A 21,193-nucleotide genomic window follows, 5' to 3' on the forward strand; every position below is an offset into this window, starting at 1 on the left:
TTTTCCTTCAGCTACTCTTATTCTGATGAATTGGTTGCAGATCGGGCGGGCGCACATTGATGACCTTCCGGTCACAGATGGCAAAGCTAGGAGATGATCAATGAAGTGGTTTCACACTGCAGCGGCTAGCGTGCTGCTCGCCGGGCTGGCGGTTTACGCTCTGGCCCAGTCTCAGCCAGATGCAAAGGCGGCAAAGGAGATGGCGAAGGAAGCTTACTTCTTTACCTACCCGTTGGTTATGAACTACCGCACTATGTACAGACAGGCGATTGAGGGTGACCGGGCCTTCGGCAAGTGGGTGCACCTCGGTGTTTCCGCTCCAGAGGATACCGATATTGTCACGCCCAACAACGACACACCTTATTCGTATGCGTGGGTAGACCTGCGGGCTGAGCCGTGGGTGCTGACGTTGCCGAAAATCGAGAAAGAGCGGTTCTATACCAGCCAGTGGGACGACCTGTGGGGCTATGTGCTGGATAATCCCGGCTCAGTAAACGACGGCAATGACGGCATCAAGGTATTGTTGGCGGCACCAGACTGGCAGGGTGAGAAGCCCAAGGGCATCGACCGCATTATTCGCGGTGAGAGTGACTTCCTCGGCTCACTGACGCGCACGCAGCTGATCGGGGGCAAGGATGACTTGCCACGGGTCAAGGAAATCCAGCAAGGGTACAAGCTGGAGCCGCTGAGTGCTTACCTCGGCACCAAGGCGCCGGCAGCTGCACCGAAGATCGACTGGCCAACCTGGGAAGAGGGTGCGGAGACCACTGACAAATACTGGGATTACGTCAGCTTCATGTTGCCGTTAACCGCGCGTAATGACGCCGATAGCGCCATGTACGCCAAGCTGGATAAGCTCGGCCTCGATGCCAAGGGTGGGTGGAAGTTCAGTGAGCTGCCCGCAGAAACCCAGAAGGCCCTGCGCGCGGGTGCGAAGGACGCCCGTGAACATCTCGATCGCGTCGGTCGGGGTAAGTACGATCCGGCGGACTTCTTCGGTCCCCGCGAACGGATCGGCACCGATTACGCCAACCGTGCCCAGGGCGTATACCTCGGCATCTTCGGCAATGTACCGGAGCAGTCGATCTACCTGACCAACCCGAACGACGTAAACGGCGAGGAAACCGATGGCAGCAAGGCCAGCTACACCGTGACTTTCCCCAAGGGGGAGGAGCCCCCGGTGGACTACTTCTGGTCCTACACCATGTACCGCCTGCCGGAGCGCTATCTGGTGGACAACCCGATCGACCGCTATTCCATTGGTTCCAGCACCAAGGGCCTCAAGCGCAACCCCGACGGCTCCTTGACGCTGTATTTCTCCCACAAGTCACCGGGTAAGGACAAGGAGAGTAACTGGCTTCCTGCCCCCGACGGTCCTTTCTGGCTGGTGCTACGCACCTACGGGCCGAGCAAGGCAATCATCGACGGCACCTACAAGCAGCCCGACTATATGCCGCAGCCGCTCGAATAGCGCCGAAACTGATTGCAAAAGTTTCAATGAGGTATAGCGATGATGCGCTACAGCAACTGGACAGTAGTAATCCTGGCTCTCCTGCTCACCGCCGGCTGTGGCGGCGGTAAGGAGCAGCGGGCAGAGCAACAGGCGGCGGCCGATCCGCAGGCACCGGCCACTGATACAGGGCAAGCGGCCGGCAGCGGCGGTGAAAGTGTTGGTGCAGGTTCGCAGGGCGCCATGACGGGTGAAGGCGAGGCCCCGGAAGGTGGCGTGACCATCGAAACCCGGATCGGCAAGCTCTCGTTCACTCACGATTTTGCCAACGGTTACCCCACGGATGAGACCAAGGAAAAACTTTTCGACGAAATGGACTTTCAGCGTGCCACCCAGGCCTACATCTGGGCGATACCGATTGTCTCCTTCGCCCAGTGGCAACACGAGCACGAGAACGTGTTCAAAGCCAAGTCTGGGGACATCGTCCACTATCCCGACTACGTATCCAAGCTGGGGCTTTTGACCGCCAACACGACAACGCCCTATGCGCTCAGCTTTATCCGGCTGAACGAAACTGGCCCTATCGTCGTGGAAATGCCGGAGGCGAAGGTACGCGGTGCTATGCACAGTATGTGGCAAATTGCGATCGCGCCGATGACAGAGCCCGGGAAGTATGTCTTTCACGCTCCCGGCACTGATGCGCCCGACGTGCCCGCTAGTTATAAAGTGTTCGAGTCACCCACCAACAGCGTCTTCTTTGGCATTCGGCTGATGAGCAAGGACGAGGAGGAGCGCCGAGATGCCCTGTCAAAAATCGAGATCTACCCGCTGGCAAATGAGGGTTCGGCACCGGATACCAAGGTCATTGAAGCAGGGGACAAGCGTTGGGCGGGCTGGCAGCCGCGTGGTATTACCTACTTTGAACGGTTGGCAGATATCCTCAATCGTGAACCCGTGGATGAGCGGGATCGCTTTTTCCATGCCATGCTAAAGCCGCTGGGCATTGAGAAGGGCAAACCGTTCAAGCCTGATGCCCGTCAGAAGGAAATATTGACCGAGGCGGCGCTGGTCGGGGAGGCGATGGCCAAGGCCAATGACTTTGAAAATCCCCGTCTGGAGCAGTCCATTTACAAAAAGGGCAGTCACTGGGAAATTGCCACCGTTTCCCCGCCTGACCAGCGCTGGGAACACTACGATTCCCTGGATGGCCGCGCTGCGTGGTTTTACGAGGCGGTCACCAATGACCCGGCCATGCAGTCGAAAACCCCCGGTAAAGACCAGATATACCTGGCTGCCTATAAGGATAGTGACAACGACTGGCTGGATGGTGCCAATCAGTACAAATTGCATATCCCCCCGAATGCCCCGGCCGCCGAATTCTGGTCCACCACCGTCTACGATGTGTCCACCCGCGCTCCGATCGACAACAAGCAGAGACTCGCGGACAAGTCCTCGCGCATGGACCTGATCAAAAATGATGATGGTTCAATTGATATCTACTTCGGGCCGACCCCGCCGCCGGGCAAAGAAAAGAACTGGATTCCCACTGTGCCCGGGCGGGCCTGGTTTACCTATTTCCGTTTCTACTCACCCACGGAAGCATATTTCGACAAGTCGTGGCTTCTGCCTGATATAGAGAAGGCCAGCTGGTAAAACAGTAGAAATCGCATGTGATAGGTGGAGGAAGGCATGATTTACTCGCATGCCTGACTCCACTTACACGGTTCGCAATGCAATTCCCGCTAGCGGGCTACTGGCAAACAGGCCGTCCTATCTTCTGGATCATTTCGTTGGCCGTCCGTGTGTCGATGCCGCCAACCCCACGACCGGTATAAGTTGCCGAGTGGCCGCTGATCGCGTCATGGACGCCCTCTGCCACTCCCGGCCGACGAGCGCTTGTCGTGATGTGGTGAGAGTCCACATCCAAGGAGAACACCGACTGGAGCAGTTTCACATCTCTCTGTGTAAATATCCCGGTTTTAGTGACACACCTAAATTGGTGTCCGGGATCAGTAGACCATTATAGATGCTACCTCCCACCACTTCCCCAGGTGGGAAGGGGCCGGAGGAAGCAGCACCTAGTCGGCACTAGGTTTGCCGGATAATAAGTGTCCCGAGTGTCCCAGGCTAGTTTTTGTGTGCGAATCAAAGAGAGAGAAAATTTATCCTGCTCTTGGGATAATTGCGCAACATAGGCATAAAAAAACCCGCTCAATGAGCGGGTTTTTTCAAATTTGGTCGGTGAGAGAGGATTCGAACCTCCGACCCCTTCCTCCCGAAGGAAGTGCGCTACCAGGCTGCGCTACTCACCGGTTTTGGTGTGCTTCATCAGTGAAGCGGGCGGCATTATAACAGCCGCTCGCTGTCTGTAAACCACTGATTTAAGAGAAATTAATCTTTTTTATCCTCGATCTGGCGGATCAGGCCCTCCTGGCAGGTGGACGCTGCCAGGACGCCGTCGCGGGTGAACAGCTGGCCCCGGCAGTAGCCACGGGCGCCACTGGCGGAGGGGCTGTCGGTGACGTACAGCAACCACTCGTCTGCGCGGAAGTCCCGGTGGAACCACATGGCGTGGTCGAGGCTGGCCGGCATCAGGTGTGGATCGAACAGCGAAATGGGATGCGGCTGCAGGCTGGTGCCGAGCAGGGCCAGGTCCGAGGCGTAGCAAAGTGCACAGCGGTGTTCCACGGGGTCATCGGACATTTCGCCCTCTACCCGGAACCAGAACATGCATTTGGGCTCCCGCACGGAGGCGCTGAAGTAGCTCTGTGGGTCCACGGGGCGGAAATCGATCATGTAGCGGCTCTGGTCATGCGCTGCGCTGGTCAGCCCGGCCTCTTTCGCGAGCTGTTGCGTGTTCTTCAGGGACTCCGGATCCGGCACATCGCCGGTGGGCATGGATGCCTGGTGGTCGAAGCCCTCTTCGCGGATCTGGAAAGAGGCGGACATATTGAAGATGGCGCGGCCTTTCTGGCGGGCCACCACGCGGCGGGTGGTGAAACTGCCGCCGTCGCGGATCGGGTCGACGTCATAGATGACGGGCATTTCACTGCTGCCGGGGCGCAGGAAGTAGGCGTGCAGGGAATGGGGCAGGCGGTCCTCCACGGTCCGGGTGGCGGCCATCAGGGCCTGGCCGAGGACCTGCCCGCCAAACAATATCTTGCGATAGTTTTCCACGTGGTGTCGGCTGCGGAACAGGTTGAGATCGAGTTCCTCGACATCCAGTAAGTGGCTGAGTTTCTCCATAGGGACGTGGGGCCTTTCGCTGAGTAAATCCATGGTAATCAGTATGGGGCAGGGACGTAGCATCCTGCCGTCGCCGCGGATGATACCAGTTGGGGCACTGGTGGCCATCTCGCAGTGCGGACCGGCTTTCAGTTGCCGCTGAAGCGCACCGGCACGCCGATGGCGCACACATCGGTGTGGTCAGGGCGGTAGCGGAACCAGGATTCCGGGCGGTTACGGCGGGACCTGACCAGCTCGGCGAAGCTGGCGGAATCGGTGCGCATTACCTGTGCTGCCGGTCGTTCTGCTGCCGGCAGCTGGCTGGCCAGCCGGGCACTGGCGATGCGGTTGACTGCCGGCTCGGCCAGAAGGCCGCCGGGCCCGTTGCCCCGGGCCAACTGCTGCACGGCCTCCATACCGCTGATCACACGGCCGAAGACCGTGGTGTTGCGATCGAGATAGCGCTGAGCCGAGCCGATGACGATATAGAAATCCGTGCCGCCACTGTCAGCGCCCTCTTCGCGGGCCATGGCCACAGATCCGTAACAGTGGACCATCCAGGTCTTGCCACTGGCGGGATCGCGGGCGGCAGGGAAACCGCCGCTGAACCCGGTCTCCTCGGCGTAACCGTCGGGGCCGGGGATAGGGTTGAACTTGTCGGCGGCTATTGCCCCAGTGGTGAATTCGGCCGGGATAGTGCGTTTGGCTTTGCCTGTCTCCCGCTGACCGGACTGGTCTCCACCCTGCGCTACAAAACCGTCGATGACACGGTACATGGCCAGGTTGTCGTAAAAACCCTGGGTAACCAGTTTGCGTACATTGGCGACATGGCCCGGGGCAAACTGTTCGGCCAGCTCGATCGTGACAGGACCTGACGGCAGCTCCAGTATGAGGAGGTTTTCTGGTCGGACAGCCCGCCAATCAGTATCGGGCGCGCCGGCGATGATCAGGCTGGGGGCGCGGACTGGCGAGGTCTCTTCCGGATTCGGCGCTGCAATGACAACTTTCGCGCCAGTTGCGCCACAGAGGGCAACAAGAAAAGTCGCCATCAACTGACGGATTATTTTGGGGGAGGGCAAGTGCGGCTCCTTATTGGTTGGTTATTTTGAAGGCCAAAGTGGCGCCTGAAGCTATGTTAACCGCTTGCAGCTGCGCGCTCAGTCACAACTTGCGATCCCTGGCGAATTAGTTCTCCAATCCGCTTTTCCAAGTTGCATGAATTGCCTATCATTCATGAATGAACAGTCAATTTCAGTCTGGAAATGCAAGGACAGGTAAGGTTGCAGGTATGGATAAGGCAAAAGAGAAGGTGCAGCGCTTCCGCGCACGGGAGCAGCGAATTCTGGATGCCGCCCTGGAGCTTCTGCTCGAGCACGGTGAGGAAAAGGTCACGGTGGAGCAGATTGCCGAGCGGGTAGATATTGGTAAGGGCACCATCTACAAGCACTTCATCTCCAAGACAGAGATCTATATGCGCCTGTTGATGGACTATGAAAAGGCGCTGACCGAACGGATCAAGGCCGCAGTCGCCTCGGCGGAAAAGGGCGACATTACCGCTCCCGCGCGCGCGTACTTCGAGTCCCGAATGGCAGATCCGGCCAAAGACCGGTTGTTCCAGCGCCTCGAAGAGAAAATCATCGCGCTCAATTTGGCGCCGGAAATGATCGCCGACCTTCATGCCATCCGCAATTCCAATGCCGAGGCCCTGAACCGGGTCTTTGAGCGTCGTATGGAGGAGGGCAAGCTGAAGCGGGTGCCGGCCTATTTTTATTACTCCACCTACTGGGCGCTGGTACAGGGGGCGGTGGAACTCTACCACTCCCGCTCCTTTGCGGATGTCATCGAGGATCGTGAGGGATTGATGGAGTTCATCATGGATGTCGGCGTCCATATTGGCGACGTCTCCGGCCGCCGGCCGCCGGACCAGCCCCAGCAGCCTGGCGGCATGCCGGGGTCCTCCTTTGGCTGAGCCGCTATTCGAGCAACTGCAGAAGCTCCGGGATGAGTTTACCGGTCACCCGCCGGTGCATAAGTGGAACCCGGAGCTGTGCGGTGACATGGACCTGGTTATCTGCCGGGATGGTCGCTGGGTGCACGAGGGCACTGAAATACAGCGACAGGCACTGGTTCGCCTGTTTGCCAGTATCCTGCGTCGGGAGGGTGACGACTACTTCCTGGTAACACCGGTGGAGAAGTGGCGGATTCACGTGGAGGATGCGCCTTTTCTTGTCACTCAGGTCGCCAAGGGCGACCGCGATGGTGCCTCTTTATTGCTCTTCACCACCAACACCGGTGATGTCGTTTCCCTGACCCGGGATACAGGCTGGAGCCTGAGGCCCTTTGGCGAACCTCCACAGCCGGTGCCCTATATTGAAATCCGCGATGATCTCTGGGCCAGGGTGTCCCGCGAAGTGTATTACCAACTGGTGGGCTGGGCCACGGAGGGTACCGGCACGGGTGGTGCTACTGCTGGGTCCGCCGAGATCGACATTGTCAGTGACGGAGCGAATTTTCCTCTGGGCAGTTATTGATCGCCGTTGTGACAGTTCGCCCGTCCGGACTGTGTAGTTTTCCCCTTTTTCATCATCCCCACCGTTACATCAATTTCACTCGAGCCCTTTCCATTTTTCCTTCCCCGTTCCAGTCAGGGGCATTCTCGGACTCCGCCCGACTTTTCCGTCGCATGTTGGCTTTAATCAACCCGATTGCCAGTGAAGATCGCTCCATTGAATTCCGGTCTGTTGCTTACCAAGTAAGCATTGGGTGAAACCTGTTTGCAACAATAGTTTCACAAAAGGTCTCCCGGTGAAATTTCCTGGCAAATGTCACCGGATTGACGCTGCAAAGTAACATTTCCGCAATGTTCCCTTTCTAGACTCCCCTTCGCCCGAATCGCTCAGGCGATAAAAAAATCACGATTTCGAGGTTACCAGGGATCCGGTTTTCTGAGATTCAGGACGCACAGCTGAAACAACAAAACCGAGTTTTTGGTTGCCGAATTTTGCAACACTTCCTGTTAGGGGGAAACCATGAAGCACATAAACCGCAAGCTGCTGCTCTCCGCCGCAATCGCCGCTCTGCTGGCCGGTTGTGACAGCGGTGGTATCAACATTGAGCCGCAGACCGTTGATAACTCAGTCGATAATTCTGTGAGCGGTGGTGGCAACTCCGACACCAGTAATCCCTGCGCCTCCTACGAGAAGGCTGGTCAGGTACGGCAGGGCTCTTTTGACGGTACCAACTGTACCTACGCTGCCAGCTTCGTTGACTCTGGCAACCCGCTGACCGTCGACCTGAACATCCCCGCCCTTGAAAACGGTGGTGCACACATATTTGAAGGCAGTCTGTTTGTCGGCAACAACTATGACGACGACGCTTCCATGGCTGCTGCCGGTATCACTGAGGGCGGTGACGGTGCCAGGCTGAATATTCAGGCCGGCGCCACCATCGCTTTCCCGGATTCCACCAAGTTCATGGTGGTCAATCGCGGCTCCCAGGTTTTCGCAGTGGGCACAGCGCAAGCCCCGATCACCTTTACTTCTGTCAGTGACATCGACGGTACCGTAGGTCCGGAAGAAGTCCAGCAGTGGGGTGGGATGGTGATCAACGGTTTCGGTATCACCAACAAGTGTGCCTACAGCGGCACCCTGTCTGGCGGTGACCTGGCTACTTCCGAGTGTCACCTGCTGGCTGAAGGTTCTGTTGGTAGGGACCAGTCCAACTACGGTGGTGCCAACAACGCAGACAGCTCGGGTCAGCTGGAATACGTTCGCGTCAAGCACACCGGTGCTGAAGTCAACAGTGGTGACGAGCTGAACGGTATCTCCTTCGGCGGCGTAGGCAGCGGCACTATCGTCAAGAACCTGCAGGTGTACTCCACTTACGATGATGGCATCGAGATGTTTGGCGGAGCGGTGAGCTTTGAGAACTACGTTGCCCTGTACGTACGTGACGACTCCATCGACATCGACGAGGGCTGGAGCGGTTCCGTCACCAACGCCCTGGTTGTCCAGAGTGCAACCGATGGTAACCACTGCATCGAATCTGACGGTATCGGCAGCTACGACGGTGACCAGGACTACGCCACATTGATTGCCGCGGGCCTGAACAGCCGCCCGGTTATCGATGGCCTGACCTGCATCATCTCTGCTCAGGCTGGAGGAACCCATGATCCGGGCGCTGGCTGGCGTTTCCGTGAGGGCATCTTCCCGATGATCACCAACTCTATGGTTATCGCTTCCTACAGTGCCGACGAAACCCCGGCTGACGGCAACAACTACTGCCTGCGTGTAGAGAGTGATGAGACCCTGGCCGAGGCGGCGACTGGCACTGAAGTGGCGATCACCTCCAACATCTTCGCCTGTGAAGAAAAGACCAAGGGTGGCCCGGTTGGCGCTGACAGCCTGGAAGCCTGGGCTGTGGCCAATGGCAACGTCTTTGCCACCATCGCTGGTGCTGTCGACCCGACTGCAGCAGCCGATACCGGTCTGCAAATTCTGGGCGGTGACCTTGGGCTTCAGTCCCTGCCGGTTGACACCATGCTGGTAGACGGTGCCGCTGTGGGTATTAGCCCGATTGAGCGCGCCTACCTGGGTGCCCTGGACCTGAACGGCACTGATTGGACCCTAGGCTGGACCTATGGCCTGCATGAGGGCAGCCGTGCCCAGGCGCTGTGGTTCGAACAATAAGAAGTAATGGTTGGGGACCGAGTGCCTGATCCCTTGGGGCGCCACTTTCTCAAAGGGAGTCGGCGCCCTGTTTGATTCTACCGCAGTGGTATACAGGAACGATAAGAGGCCTGGAAATGGTTAAGAAAGAAAAATTTCAGAGAGCGCCGTTGGTACTGGCTATCGCCACGGCCTTCTCCCTGGCATCCGGTGTCATGGCACAGGATGCAGAACTGGTCGAAAAGGGTACTGCGCCGCAATTGAGCGCTCCCCAATTCGAAGAAGTGATGGTCCAGGGGCGTCTGCGCGACTCTGCCGAGATGCTGATCAATGAGCGCCTGGAAGAAGAGGTCGTGACCGACGTGCTGGGCTCCGAGATCATCGGCCGGGTGGGGGACTCCACGGTTGCAGCGGCACTGCGCCGTGTATCGGGCCTGTCTCTGGTCAATGACAAGTTTGTGTATGTGCGCGGCCTCGGTGAGCGCTATTCCAGCACCACCCTGAACGGCGCCACGGTTCCCTCTCCGGATCTCACCCGCAACGTAATCCCGCTGGATATCTTCCCCACCTCGGTTGTAGATTCCCTGGCGGTACAGAAGTCCTACTCAGCAGACCAGCCTGCGACCTTCGGCGGCGGTAATGTGGATATCCGCACCAAGAGCATCCCGGATGACCTGACTTTCGCGGTTGAAGTCGGCACTGGCATGAATACTGAAACCGATGGCGATGTGTTGAGCTACCGCGGTGGTGACGATGATGCCTTTGGCACCGATGACGGTACCCGTGGCATGGCCAGCGAGCTGGACTGGTACCTGGAGCGTTTCCAGGGGCGCCTCGGTGTGCAGGACATTCGCAATACGCTGGAACGTGAGGGTGTGCAGTTCGGATCAGCCCAGGAGGCGAACCAGGCGGCCCAGGCGCTGAACCGCGAAATCGCCACCTACCTGAACCGTGACATCGCGATCGAGGAAGACTCCAGTAACCCGGACAGCGATATAAAGGGCAGTGTTGGTAACCGTTTCTACTTTGGTGACAACTGGGAGCTGGGTTTTCTGGCTGGCGCTTCCTACAAGAGCAAGTGGCGTGAAGAGCAGCGCCTGAAGCGCAGCTATGGTTTCCCGGAAGCGCGTATTGATACCCAGGAGAAGTCCACCTATTCAGTGGATCTGAGTGGCAACCTGAACCTGGGCCTGCGTTACGGTGATGAGCATGAGATCACCACGACCAGCCTGTACCTGCGCAACACCGACGACGAGACCGCAATCCGCGATTACTTCAATGAAAACCGCGAAGTATCCGATGGTCGTGGTTTCCGCGAATACAGCATCAAGTATGAAGAGCGCGACCTGTTCGTAAACCAGGCCAAAGGCTCTCACTCAATCGGCATGGCTACCAAGGCAATGGTCCCCGGAGGCGTGCTGAACTGGGTGCCGGAAGATGCAGTTCTGGACTGGCATTATTCGGAGTCCACAGCGGCTACCGATATCCCCAATGAGGTTAACGTCAACGCCGATACGTCTACCGATGCCACCGGTGAGGTTGTGAGCTCCGCCGTTAGTGTTGGTGTCAACGGTGCCGGCTTCCGGTTCACCAAACTGGAGGATGAAGTCAGGAGTTATGGCTGGCTGGTGACATTGCCGCTGACGTTCTCTACCTCAAGGCTGGAGCTGGCCGGTGGCTTTGCCCGCACTGAGAAAGGCCGCACGTATGAGCAGACCGAGTTCCGGCTCGGTGCGCTGAGCGTTGCCAACCCGGCCTCACTGCAGGGCGGTCTTGACGAGGTCTTCGGCGATGAGAGTATCACCAACCCGGAAAACAACTTTGTCTTCGACCGGGCTGGCGCCAACAGCCAGAGCTACATTGCAGCAACCCTGACCGATGCCGCATTCGGTAAGTTCGACTGGACTCTGAATGAAACCTGGCGCGTCTCCGCCGGTGCCCGCTGGGAAGAATATAACCAGGTGGCACTGGACTGGAACCCCTATGGTTTTACCCCAGGGGATCCGCAGATCACCATGGATCGGGAAGAGCTGGAGAATGCCGTCTTTTCCGAGGACGCCATTTATCCCTCGCTCTCCCTGACGTACATGGGGTCTCTTTGGGCGGAGACATTCCAGCTCCGCTTTGGCGCCAGCAAGACGGCTGTTCGCCCGGATTTGCGTGAGATCACCGATGCAATCTACATCGATCCGATCACGGATGAGCAGATCAAGGGTAATCCCAACGCCCGCCCGTCTGAGATCAGCAACTACGATATCCGTGCTGAGTGGTTCTTTGATCATGGCGACAATCTGACACTGTCCGCTTACTACAAGGACATTGCGGCCCCGATTGAATTTTTCGAGCTGGGTTCCAGTGACACCAACGTGGCTCGTGAGATCATCAATGCGGAATCCGGTGAGATTACCGGCATCGAGCTTGAGGGCCTGAAGACCATGGACTTCCTCGGAGAAGTCATGGCCAGCTTCTTCCTGCAGGGCAATATCACTGTCCAGGACTCTGAGCTGGTTGCCGGTGCTGAGGCCGACGCGCCGACAAACCCGGTACGGGAAATGACCGGTGCATCCGAGTACGTGGTGAACATGCTGTTGGGCTTCGACTCACCTGACGGGAACCACGCGGCGACGCTGGGTTACAACGTGTTTGGTGAGCGCCTTTACCTTGCGGGTCGCAATGGTGCCCCGGATGCCTTCGAGCAGCCGTTCCACTCTCTGGATCTGACTTACTCCTGGTATCCCACTGAGCAGATGACCCTGAAGGCCAAACTGCAGAACCTGCTGGATGAGTCTGTGGAGATCGAGCGCAGTGGCGTCACAGTGTATGAAGAGGAGCCGGGCTCCTCTTTCTCTCTGAGTGCCCAGTATCAGTTCTGATCAAAGGAATCGACAAAACAAGAAGGGATGACATTGAGGGGGCTGCTGCAGCCCCCGGCTTTTTTATCGACGGGACTGTCAGCCCACGGAACGCAGGTGGTGCTTGAAGTCCTCCACCAGCTTGGCGGTTTCGATGGTTTCACAGCATTGCCCCTGCAACCGCTCGACACAGCTGTCCTGCAGTGCCTGGCTGACCGCAGCGGTGGCATCCGCGACGAGAACCGGGCAATAGCCATAGTCCGCTGCGGCCCGGATCGTGGATTCGACACTGGTATTGGTATGTACACCGCAGCAATAGAGCTGCTGGACATCCAGCTGGACGAGCAGGGCGTGGATATTGGTGTTGCCGAATGGTCCCGAGCCGGTCTTGTTGACGATCAGCTCGTCGTCATGCGGACTCACAGAGTCGATGAATTCTGACTCCCGGGAACCCGGGGTGGCCAGCAGCCCGGCCCGCTTCTGCCAGAAGGTGCGCTCGCGTCCGTCTTTGGTCTTGCTTCGGGTGCGAATATGCAGGACCTCGATGCCCTTGTCGCGGAAGATTGCCTGCAGTTTCTGAACATTGGGCAGGACCTGCTGTTCCAGTCGATCGAAAAAGTAGTCCTGATCTGCAGTACTGAACGGGCAGCGGTCGCTTTGCCTGAAAATCCCCTCACCGCGAACGGCGCAGAGATGCTGGAGATCGATACAGAGCAGGGCGGATTTCATCGCGTTTCTCTTCAATGGCTACAGGATGGCGCGGGAAGCTTCTCTCAGTGTAGCCAATGCCTGTGGTTGCGTTTCAGGCCGGGCTGGATGGCAGGGGGTGGGATTGGCGGCACAAAAAAGGGCGCTCAAGGAGCGCCCGGACAAGGAAATATGGTGACCCGTTGGTCTTACATATTCGGGTAGTTGGGACCCCCGCCACCTTCGGGTGAGACCCAGACAATGTTCTGCGTGGGATCCTTGATGTCACAGGTTTTACAGTGCACGCAGTTCTGGGCGTTGATCTGGAACCGCTTGCCACCGGCATCTTCCACCACCTCGTAGACGCCGGCCGGACAGTAGCGCTGGGCCGGCTCATCGTAGATGGGCAGGTTGTGGTTGAGCGGAATCTCATCGTCCTTCAGGGTCAGGTGACAGGGCTGGTCTTCCTCGTGGTTGGTGTTGGAGATGAACACCGAGGACAGCTTGTCAAAGCTGAGCACGCCATCAGGCTTCGGGTAGGCGATCTTCTTGCAGTCCGCAGCAGGCTTCAGCTGGGCGTGGTCTGGTCTGGTGTCACGCAGGGTCCACGGGAGCTTGCCCTGGAAGATGTTGATATCGATAAAGGCGTAGGCAGAGCCGAGGATATTGCCGAACTTGTGCTGGGCCGGGCCGAAGTTGCGCTGCTTGTGCAGCTCCTTCCACGCCCAGCTATCCCGGTATTTGTCGGCGAATGCGCTCAGCTCGTCACCGCCGCGCTCCGCGCCCAGGGCTTCGACCACGGTCTCTGCGGCGATCATGCCGGACTTCATGGCAGTGTGGTTACCCTTGATCTTGGCAAAGTTCAGGGTGCCGGCATTATCGCCGACCAGCAGGCCGCCCGGGAAAGTCATCTTGGGCTGGGATTGCAGGCCGCCCTTGGTAATGGCGCGGGCGCCGTACGCTACGCGTTGTCCGCCTTCAAGGTACTGCCTGATGACCGGGTGATGCTTGTAGCGCTGGAACTCGTCGAACGGGCTGACATGGGGGTTGCTGTAGGCCAGGTCGGTAATCAGGCCGACCACGACCTGGTTGTCCTCCAGGTGATAGAGGAAGCCACCGCCGTGGGAGCCGCTCTCATCCAGGGGCCAGCCTGCGGTGTGGACCACGAGGCCCGGCTGGTGCTTGTCGTCGGCAACCTTCCAGATTTCCTTGATGCCGATGCCATAGTGCTGCGGGTCCTTGCCTTCATCCAGCTTGAAGCGGGAAATCAGCTGCTTGCCCAGGTGCCCGCGGCATCCCTCGGCAAACAGGGTGTACTTGGCGTGCAGTTCCATGCCCGGCATATAAGAGTCTTTCTGTTCACCGTTGGCAGACACACCCATATCACCGGTGGCGATTCCCTTGACGGAGCCGTCCTCGTTGTAGAGCACCTCAGCGGCGGCAAAACCCGGGAAGATTTCTACCCCGAGGTTCTCAGCCTGCTCGGCCAGCCAGCGGCACAGGTTGCCCAGGCTGATGATGTAGTTGCCCTCGTTGTGCATGGTACTGGGCACAAAGAGGTTGGGAATACGGGTGGCCTTTTCGGCGCCACCCATGACGTAGATGTCGTCGCCTTTTACCGGGGTGTTGAGTGGGGCACCGCGATCCTTCCAGTCCGGGAAGAGCTCGTTCAGGGCAGTGGGTTCGAACACTGCGCCCGAGAGGATATGGGCGCCTACCTCGGAGCCTTTTTCCACGACACAAACGGAGATGTCTTCGTTCAGCTGGCGAATACGGCAGGCCGCTGCCAGGCCTGCGGGGCCGGCTCCCACGATCACTACATCGTATTCCATTGATTCGCGTTCCACGGCGCTCTCCTCAGCTAGTTTCACGGTATTATTGCCGGCCACGGGGCCTTTGGCTTTTATATTGGTCGCGGATTATATCGGTGTTTATTCAACCCTACCAATTGCAGGAGTATCCATTTCCCGTGGCAAATACGCCATATTTCAACAGGTTAGGGTGACCGGATTTGACGCTCCTGTTCTCCCTGGCATATCTGGGGAATGGTCGGGCAGGGCGGGGCAGCCTATTGATTTTGCCGTATAGAAGGCTCAACATACACCGCGTTCAAACAACTGTTTGACTCCACGATCCGATTCGTTCGCGATTTGACCTGTCAGTCGCGGCTTGTAAACAGATTACCGAGACGGGATTTCCATGAAAGTTCTTGTAGCTGTGAAACGCGTTGTCGACTACAACGTCAAGGTTCGCCCGAAGGCGGACGGCAGTGACGTCGACACTGCCAACGTAAAAATGTCTATCAACCCCTTCTGCGAAATTGCCGTGGAAGAGGCCGTGCGTTTGAAAGAAAAAGGCGTTGTCAGCGAGATAGTCGCCGTTTCCATGGGCCCCAAGCAGTGTCAGGAGCAGATTCGCACCGCACTGGCACTGGGCGCGGACCGCGGCATCCTGGTAGAGACCGCTGAAGAGCTGCAGCCGCTGGCGGTGGCCAAGTGTCTCAAGGCGATCGTAGAGAAAGAAGAACCGCAGATGGTCATCATGGGCAAGCAGTCCATCGATGGCGATAACAACCAGACCGGCCAGATGCTGGGCGCCCTCACCGGTATGGCCCAGGGCACCTTTGCCTCCGAGGTTGTCGTAGAGGACGGTGCTGTCAAAGTGACTCGCGAGATCGATGGCGGCCTGCAGACCGTGGAGCTGAAGCTGCCGGCGGTAGTCACTACAGACCTGCGCCTCAACGAGCCGCGCTACGCTTCCCTGCCAAACATCATGAAGGCGAAGAAAAAGCCCCTCGACACCACCACCCCGGCGGACCTGGGCGTCGACATCACGCCGCGCACCAAGACCCTGAAGGTCGAGCCGCCGGCCGAGCGCCAGGCCGGCGTCAAGGTCGCCGACGTGGCGGAACTGGTAGAAAAACTGAAGAACGAGGCGAAAGTAATCTGATGAGCATTCTCGTTATTGCAGAACACGACAACGCCGAGCTGAAGGGCGCCACCCTCAACACCATCGCTGCCGCCAAGGCAATTGGCGACGATATACATGTGCTGGTTGCGGGTGCTGGTTGCGGCGCGGTTGCGGAAGCCGCGGCCAAGGTTGACGGTGTGGCCAAGGTGATTCTTGCCGACAACGTGGCTTACGAGCATCAGCTGGCGGAAAACGTTGCCAAGCTGGTTGCCGACCTGGGCAAGAATTTCAGTCATATCCTGGCGCCGGCGACGACTACCGGCAAGAACATGCTGCCTCGTGCGGCGGCCCTGCTGGATGTGCAACCGATTTCCGACATCGTCGCCGTCGAGAGCGCCGATACCTTCAAGCGCCCGATTTACGCTGGTAACGTGATTGCCACCGTGCAGAGCTCCGATGCAATCAAGGTGGTTTCTGTCCGCTCGACGGCTTTCGATGCCGTGGCAGCAGAAGGTGGCAGCGCGGCAGTGGAAAGTGTGGATATCGCTGATGACGCCGCTGTCTCGTCCTTCGTGGGCGAAGAACTGGCCGAGTCCGACCGCCCCGAGCTGACCGCTGCCAAGGTGGTGATCTCCGGTGGTCGCGGCATGCAGAACGGTGACAACTTCGAGATGCTGTACAAGCTGGCCGACAAGCTGGGCGCCGCTGTCGGTGCTTCCCGCGCGGCAGTGGATGCAGGCTTTGTCCCGAATGACATGCAGGTTGGCCAGACCGGCAAGATTGTCGCGCCGGACCTGTATATTGCGGTGGGCATCTCCGGTGCCATCCAGCACCTGGCGGGCATGAAGGATTCCAAAGTGATCGTGGCCATCAACAAGGACGAGGAGGCGCCGATCTTCTCCGTCGCGGACTATGGCCTGGTCGCGGATCTCTTCGATGCAGTCCCGGAGCTGGAAACAAAATTGTAATTTTCGCTTTATATACTGGCGAGCACAGAAAGGGCGGCGATGGCCGCCCTTTTGCTACCTGTCTGGAACACGGAAACCGGTACAGGCAGTGCCAGCACAGGGCGTCACCCCCTATCGCGATTCTAGGGATGGGATCTCCGCCAATGAAGGAACATTGCCTTTCTGGTAATGACGAATGAGAATAGGCGGCTTAGATCAATAATTCAGGTCAGTTTTGCACTTGGCCACTAGGGTTGTACATGTCGGCTTTACAGCGATTTTCCTGGGCTTTGCCAGTATCCGCGGCGAACAGCGCCAATCGACGCAGTTTGCTCGCCTCTGTCGGCGTCGCTGGGGCCTGGTTGATGGTCAACGTTTTGGCTTATGGTGCCAATTTGTTACCCGCATCGGAAGATGAATCTTTTCTCGCTGCACGTCACACCTCTGCGGCCCCTCACAATGGTGTCTCCCTACCCAGCACCCCGTTCTTTGGCGTTGCAGCCAGGGAACCGGCCGCCGAGCCGCAGCTGGATCTTGCCAATATCCCCATCACCCAATTGAACCTGGTGCTTTCCGGGGTCCTCGACAATAGCGATGAGCAGAAGGCCAGTGCACTGGTGGCAGAGCGGGGCAAGCCGGCCCAGCGCCTGTTTGTGGGGGACCGGCTGCCAGGTGGCGCAGAGCTTTATTCTGTGGATACCGATCACATCATCCTGCGGCGCAATGGCAAGATGGAAAAACTGACCTATCCGGATGAGGATGGGCGTCCGACGGTGCCGACGAATAATTTTGCCAATGGCGGGTTCGCCCGACAGGCGGCCGAAGTCAGTGCGCAAAACGATCAGAGCCGTTCAGAAAAACAACAGTCGATCCGGGAGCGCCTCGAGCAGCTTCGCAGTATCGCGCGAGAGCGGCGTTCCGAGCGGTAGAGAACCGGCGGATGGCCCCTTTAATTTTTTGACCAAGACCATTTGAGAAAGAGCCAGAACAATAATGAAGAGGATGTATATTCGTCGACTGCTCGCAGTCGGGCTGGGGTTGCTGTTATCCACAGTGGTGCTCGCCCAGCCCCCGGAGCGGGTCACGCTCTCTCTCGATAATGCGGATATCCGAGACCTCATCAACTGGGCAGCGGATTTCACCGGCAAGAACATCATCGTCCACCCCAATGTGAAGGGAAAGGTCACCGTGGTGGCCGGTGACCCGATGACGCACGACGAGGCTTTCGAAGTCTTCATGTCTGTGCTGGACGTAAATGGCTTTACGCTCGTTGAGCAGGGCGGGGCCTGGAAGGTGGTGCCGGACTCGCAGGCCAAGGCGCAGGCCATTCCGGTGGTTGAGGGCAGCGTTCGGGTTCCCGGCGAGACCATGCTGGTTCGGACCATCCGCGTGGAGAATATTTCCGCGACACAGCTGATCGCCATGCTGCGACCGCTGGTTCCGACTGCCGGTCACCTGGCTGCCTATGCCGACACCAATACCCTGATCATCGCCGATCGAGCTGCCAATATTGAGCAGATTGTGCGCCTGGTAAAACAACTGGATCGCGCAGGAGCCATCGATATCGAGCTGGTCCCCCTGCAGTTCGCCTCTGCCAAAGAGGTCAAGCAGGTACTCGGGGAGTTGCTGCAGGGCGGGGGCAAGCAGGCGGGCAATGATGTTCAGCCTTTGCGGATCGCGGTAGATGAGCGCTCCAACTCTGTCCTGCTCACCGGGGATCCGGTGACCCGCACCCAGCTCAAGAACGTGATTCGCCGCCTCGACCAGCCGCTCGACGGCGAGGGCAATACGGCTGTGGTGTATGTGCAATACGCGAATGCCGCGGACCTGAAGCCGATTCTGGAAGGGATGAGCGGCAGCATCCAGAAGACCGAGAAGGACCAGCAGGCCGCGGACGTCGAGGTCAGCATCCAGGTCAATGAATCCCTCAATTCCCTGGTTCTGACCGCCCCGCCTGCATTGCTGGAGACCATGAAGGGCGTGATCGCCAAGCTGGACGTGCGTCGCGCCCAGGTGCTGATCGAGGCCATCATCGTAGAGGTCACCGAAGGGGCGGGCAGCGATCTCGGTATCAAGTGGATTGCCGGTGCCAACGATGATGTGGCGGCGGGCTTTAACAACGACGCCTCTCCCAACCCCATCGTGGATAGCGACGGCAATGTGCTGTCGGAGTTCAATCCCGGGTCGCTGAACCCTCTCAACCTGCTGGGAACAGGCCTCAACCTGGGTTATCTCACCGGAACTGATGTTCGTGCCGTGGTCAATGCGGTTGCGACAACCAACAACGCCAACATCCTCTCCACGCCGACCATCATGGCGCTGGACAATGAAGAGGCGGAGATTCTGGTTGGCCAGAACGTGCCCTTCATTACCGGCGAACAGCTGCTGTCCGGCAGCAACAACGACCCGTTTACCACGATCCAGCGTCAGGATATCGGCACCACCCTGAAAGTGGTTCCGCGCGTGAACAACAACAATTCCGTGACTCTGGATATTGAGCAGAAGGTGGAAAATGTCCTGCCGTTCGCTGAAGGAGCGAGCGGCGCTTCCGATATCGTTACCAGCAAGCGGGAGATTCGCACGCGGGTACTGATCGACGACGGTGCCATTCTGGTGCTCGGTGGCCTGATCGAGGACCAGGTGAGTGAAACTGCCTCCAAGGTGCCCCTGCTGGGTGATCTGCCGGGGATCGGCCGACTGTTCCGTTCCAGCAGCAAGGACGTCAGCAAGACCAACCTGATGGTGTTCCTGCGACCCAAGATTCTCAGCACCCAGATTGCTGGCTATGAAGAGACCCGCCAGCGCTATCTGGACCTGCAGGAGAAGCAGTTCCGCATCCGCGACAAGACCAGTGTGATCTGGGACTGGCATCGCGGCGATGTGTTGCCGGACCTGCTGCCCCCTACCGGAAGCTACGAGGGGGAAGGCGAACCGGTCGAGGTAATTGAGGTAGAAAAATGACTCTAGCAGCGGCCCCGCGGGAGCTGGCATCCAAGCGCCTGCCCTACGCCTTCGCCAAGCGCCATCGCGTGCTCCTGACTGCCGCCGACGGAGAATTGCGCTGTCAGTATGTGGCGCCGCTGAATCCCAGCGTATTGGCGGAGGTCCAGCGGCTGTGCGGATTCCCGGTGGATATCGAGGCCGTTCAGGAAGAGGGGTTCCAGGCTGCTCTGCAGCGGGAGTATGAAAACCGCGAAGGCGGCAATCTCTCCGATGTGGAGGGGCTGGGGGATGACCTGGACCTGGCCGCCGTCGCCGATTCACTGCCGGAAACCGAGGACCTGCTGGAGCAGGAGGATGATGCACCGATCGTCCGCCTGATCAATGCGATTTTCGCCGAGTCGCTCAAGCAGGGTGCCTCGGATATTCATATCGAGACGTTTGAAAAGCGGCTGGTGGTGCGTTTCCGCGTCGACGGCGTATTGCGTGAGGTTCTGCAGCCGCGTCGGGCGTTGGCACCGTTGCTGGTATCCCGTATCAAGGTGATGGCCAAACTGGATATCGCCGAGAAGCGCGTGCCCCAGGATGGCCGCATCTCCCTGCTGATGGGCGGGCGCGAAGTGGATGTACGGGTTTCCACCATGCCGTCCAGTGCCGGTGAGCGGGTGGTCATGCGCCTGCTGGACAAACAGGCGGGCAAGATGGACCTGACCAAGCTGGGCATGTCGGGCCACGATCTCAAGATCATGAACGAGCTGCTCGGGCGCCCGCACGGTATCCTGCTGGTCACCGGCCCGACCGGCTCCGGTAAGACCACCACGCTTTACGCCGGCCTCGGCAGTATCAACAATCGCGAGAAGAACATCCTCACGGTCGAGGACCCGGTTGAGTACAACCTCGAGGGTGTGGGGCAGACGCAGGTCAATACCAAGGCTGATATGACCTTTGCCCGCGGGCTGCGCGCGATCCTGCGTCAGGACCCGGATGTAGTGATGGTCGGTGAGATCCGCGACCTGGAAACCATGCAGATTGCTATTCAGGCGTCACTGACCGGCCACCTGGTGCTCTCGACCCTGCACACCAACACTGCGCTCGGGGCGGTCACCCGACTGGTGGACATGGGCATCGAACCCTTCCTGCTGTCCTCGAGCCTGATCGGTGTGCTTGCCCAGCGGCTGGTACGGGTACTGTGTCCGGAGTGCAAACAGCCCCATTCGGCTGATCCCGGCGAGCGTCGCCTGCTGGGTACGGATGGCGCCGGTGACACCATCATTTACCGGCCCTCCGGCTGCGAACACTGCAATCACAGTGGCTATGTGGGTCGGGTCGGCATCTATGAGCTGGTCCCGGTCAATGAGACCATGCGCCAGCTGATCCACGATCGCGCCTCGGAGAGTGCGCTGGTGCTGGAAGCCCGCAAAGTGGCCAAGAGCATCCGTGAGGATGGCATCGCCAAGGTGCTGGCCGGTATCACTTCCCTGGAGGAAGTGCTGCGGGTCACCCAGGAGTCCTGAT

The 21,193-nt window shown here is 58.7% G+C and carries 15 protein-coding genes and 1 tRNA gene; 11 read left to right on the forward strand and 5 right to left on the reverse strand.

Annotation, left to right across the window (positions count from 1 at the left end):
* Positions 1 to 100 precede the first annotated feature (100 nt).
* Entirely contained in the window at positions 101 to 1,471 is a 1,371-nt protein-coding gene (locus LVD12_RS00795) for a DUF1254 domain-containing protein (protein WP_237064895.1), read from the forward strand.
* A gap of 39 nt (positions 1,472 to 1,510) precedes the next feature.
* Complete coding sequence (locus tag LVD12_RS00800; protein WP_237064897.1) at positions 1,511 to 3,103, forward strand: DUF1254 domain-containing protein; 1,593 nt, start codon at positions 1,511 to 1,513, stop codon at positions 3,101 to 3,103.
* Between the two features lie 582 nt (positions 3,104 to 3,685).
* Here the strand turns inward: LVD12_RS00800 and LVD12_RS00805 are convergent.
* The 3 genes from LVD12_RS00805 to LVD12_RS00815 form a co-directional block, all read right to left on the reverse strand.
* Positions 3,686 to 3,762, reverse strand: a tRNA-Pro gene (locus LVD12_RS00805).
* Positions 3,763 to 3,841: 79 nt separating this feature from the next.
* Complete coding sequence (locus LVD12_RS00810; protein ID WP_237064899.1) at positions 3,842 to 4,696, reverse strand: acyl-CoA thioesterase; 855 nt, start codon at positions 4,694 to 4,696, stop codon at positions 3,842 to 3,844.
* A gap of 128 nt (positions 4,697 to 4,824) precedes the next feature.
* Positions 4,825 to 5,754, reverse strand: a complete 930-nt coding sequence (locus LVD12_RS00815) for a peptidylprolyl isomerase (protein ID WP_237064901.1) — start codon at positions 5,752 to 5,754, stop codon at positions 4,825 to 4,827.
* Between the two features lie 209 nt (positions 5,755 to 5,963).
* Here LVD12_RS00815 and LVD12_RS00820 point away from each other — a divergent pair, with 209 nt between their 5' ends.
* From LVD12_RS00820 to LVD12_RS00835, 4 genes are all read left to right on the forward strand, one after another.
* Entirely contained in the window at positions 5,964 to 6,644 is a 681-nt protein-coding gene (locus tag LVD12_RS00820; protein WP_237064903.1) for a TetR/AcrR family transcriptional regulator, read from the forward strand.
* Complete coding sequence (locus LVD12_RS00825; protein ID WP_237064905.1) at positions 6,637 to 7,206, forward strand: DUF1285 domain-containing protein; 570 nt, start codon at positions 6,637 to 6,639, stop codon at positions 7,204 to 7,206. Before LVD12_RS00820 ends, LVD12_RS00825 begins: the two co-directional genes overlap by 8 nt.
* A gap of 498 nt (positions 7,207 to 7,704) precedes the next feature.
* Positions 7,705 to 9,363 (forward strand): beta-helix domain-containing protein, encoded by a 1,659-nt coding sequence (locus LVD12_RS00830; protein WP_237064907.1) that lies wholly within the window; start codon positions 7,705 to 7,707, stop codon positions 9,361 to 9,363.
* Positions 9,364 to 9,479: 116 nt separating this feature from the next.
* Positions 9,480 to 12,215: a TonB-dependent receptor domain-containing protein gene (locus LVD12_RS00835; RefSeq protein WP_237064909.1), complete on the forward strand. Its 2,736-nt coding sequence runs from the start codon at positions 9,480 to 9,482 to the stop codon at positions 12,213 to 12,215.
* 78 nt (positions 12,216 to 12,293) lie between these two features.
* Here the strand turns inward: LVD12_RS00835 and LVD12_RS00840 are convergent, their stop codons facing one another.
* Positions 12,294 to 12,923 (reverse strand): cysteine hydrolase family protein, encoded by a 630-nt coding sequence (locus tag LVD12_RS00840; RefSeq protein ID WP_237064911.1) that lies wholly within the window; start codon positions 12,921 to 12,923, stop codon positions 12,294 to 12,296.
* A 167-nt stretch (positions 12,924 to 13,090) separates the two neighbouring features.
* Positions 13,091 to 14,728 carry an electron transfer flavoprotein-ubiquinone oxidoreductase gene (locus LVD12_RS00845; RefSeq protein WP_439651310.1) on the reverse strand — a complete coding sequence of 546 codons (1,638 nt, stop codon included), beginning with the start codon at positions 14,726 to 14,728 and terminating at the stop codon, positions 13,091 to 13,093.
* A gap of 352 nt (positions 14,729 to 15,080) precedes the next feature.
* Here LVD12_RS00845 and LVD12_RS00850 point away from each other — a divergent pair, with 352 nt between their 5' ends.
* The 5 genes from LVD12_RS00850 (at position 15,081) to gspE (ending at position 21,192) form a co-directional block, all read left to right on the forward strand.
* Entirely contained in the window at positions 15,081 to 15,830 is a 750-nt protein-coding gene (locus LVD12_RS00850; protein WP_237064913.1) for an electron transfer flavoprotein subunit beta/FixA family protein, read from the forward strand.
* Entirely contained in the window at positions 15,830 to 16,759 is a 930-nt protein-coding gene (locus LVD12_RS00855; RefSeq protein WP_237064915.1) for an electron transfer flavoprotein subunit alpha/FixB family protein, read from the forward strand. Before LVD12_RS00850 ends, LVD12_RS00855 begins: the two co-directional genes overlap by 1 nt.
* 239 nt (positions 16,760 to 16,998) lie before the next feature.
* Positions 16,999 to 17,667: a type II secretion system protein N gene (locus tag LVD12_RS00860; protein ID WP_237064917.1), complete on the forward strand. Its 669-nt coding sequence runs from the start codon at positions 16,999 to 17,001 to the stop codon at positions 17,665 to 17,667.
* A 64-nt stretch (positions 17,668 to 17,731) separates the two neighbouring features.
* Positions 17,732 to 19,699, forward strand: a complete 1,968-nt coding sequence (gene gspD, locus LVD12_RS00865) for a type II secretion system secretin GspD (protein WP_237064919.1) — start codon at positions 17,732 to 17,734, stop codon at positions 19,697 to 19,699.
* Complete coding sequence (gene gspE, locus LVD12_RS00870; protein ID WP_237064922.1) at positions 19,696 to 21,192, forward strand: type II secretion system ATPase GspE; 1,497 nt, start codon at positions 19,696 to 19,698, stop codon at positions 21,190 to 21,192. The genes gspD and gspE overlap by 4 nt, the downstream gene beginning before the upstream one ends.
* The last annotated feature ends 1 nt before the right edge of the window (position 21,193 follow it).

The organism is Microbulbifer guangxiensis, from assembly GCF_021729075.1.
GTDB classification, from domain to species: Bacteria; Pseudomonadota; Gammaproteobacteria; order Pseudomonadales; family Cellvibrionaceae; genus Microbulbifer; species Microbulbifer guangxiensis.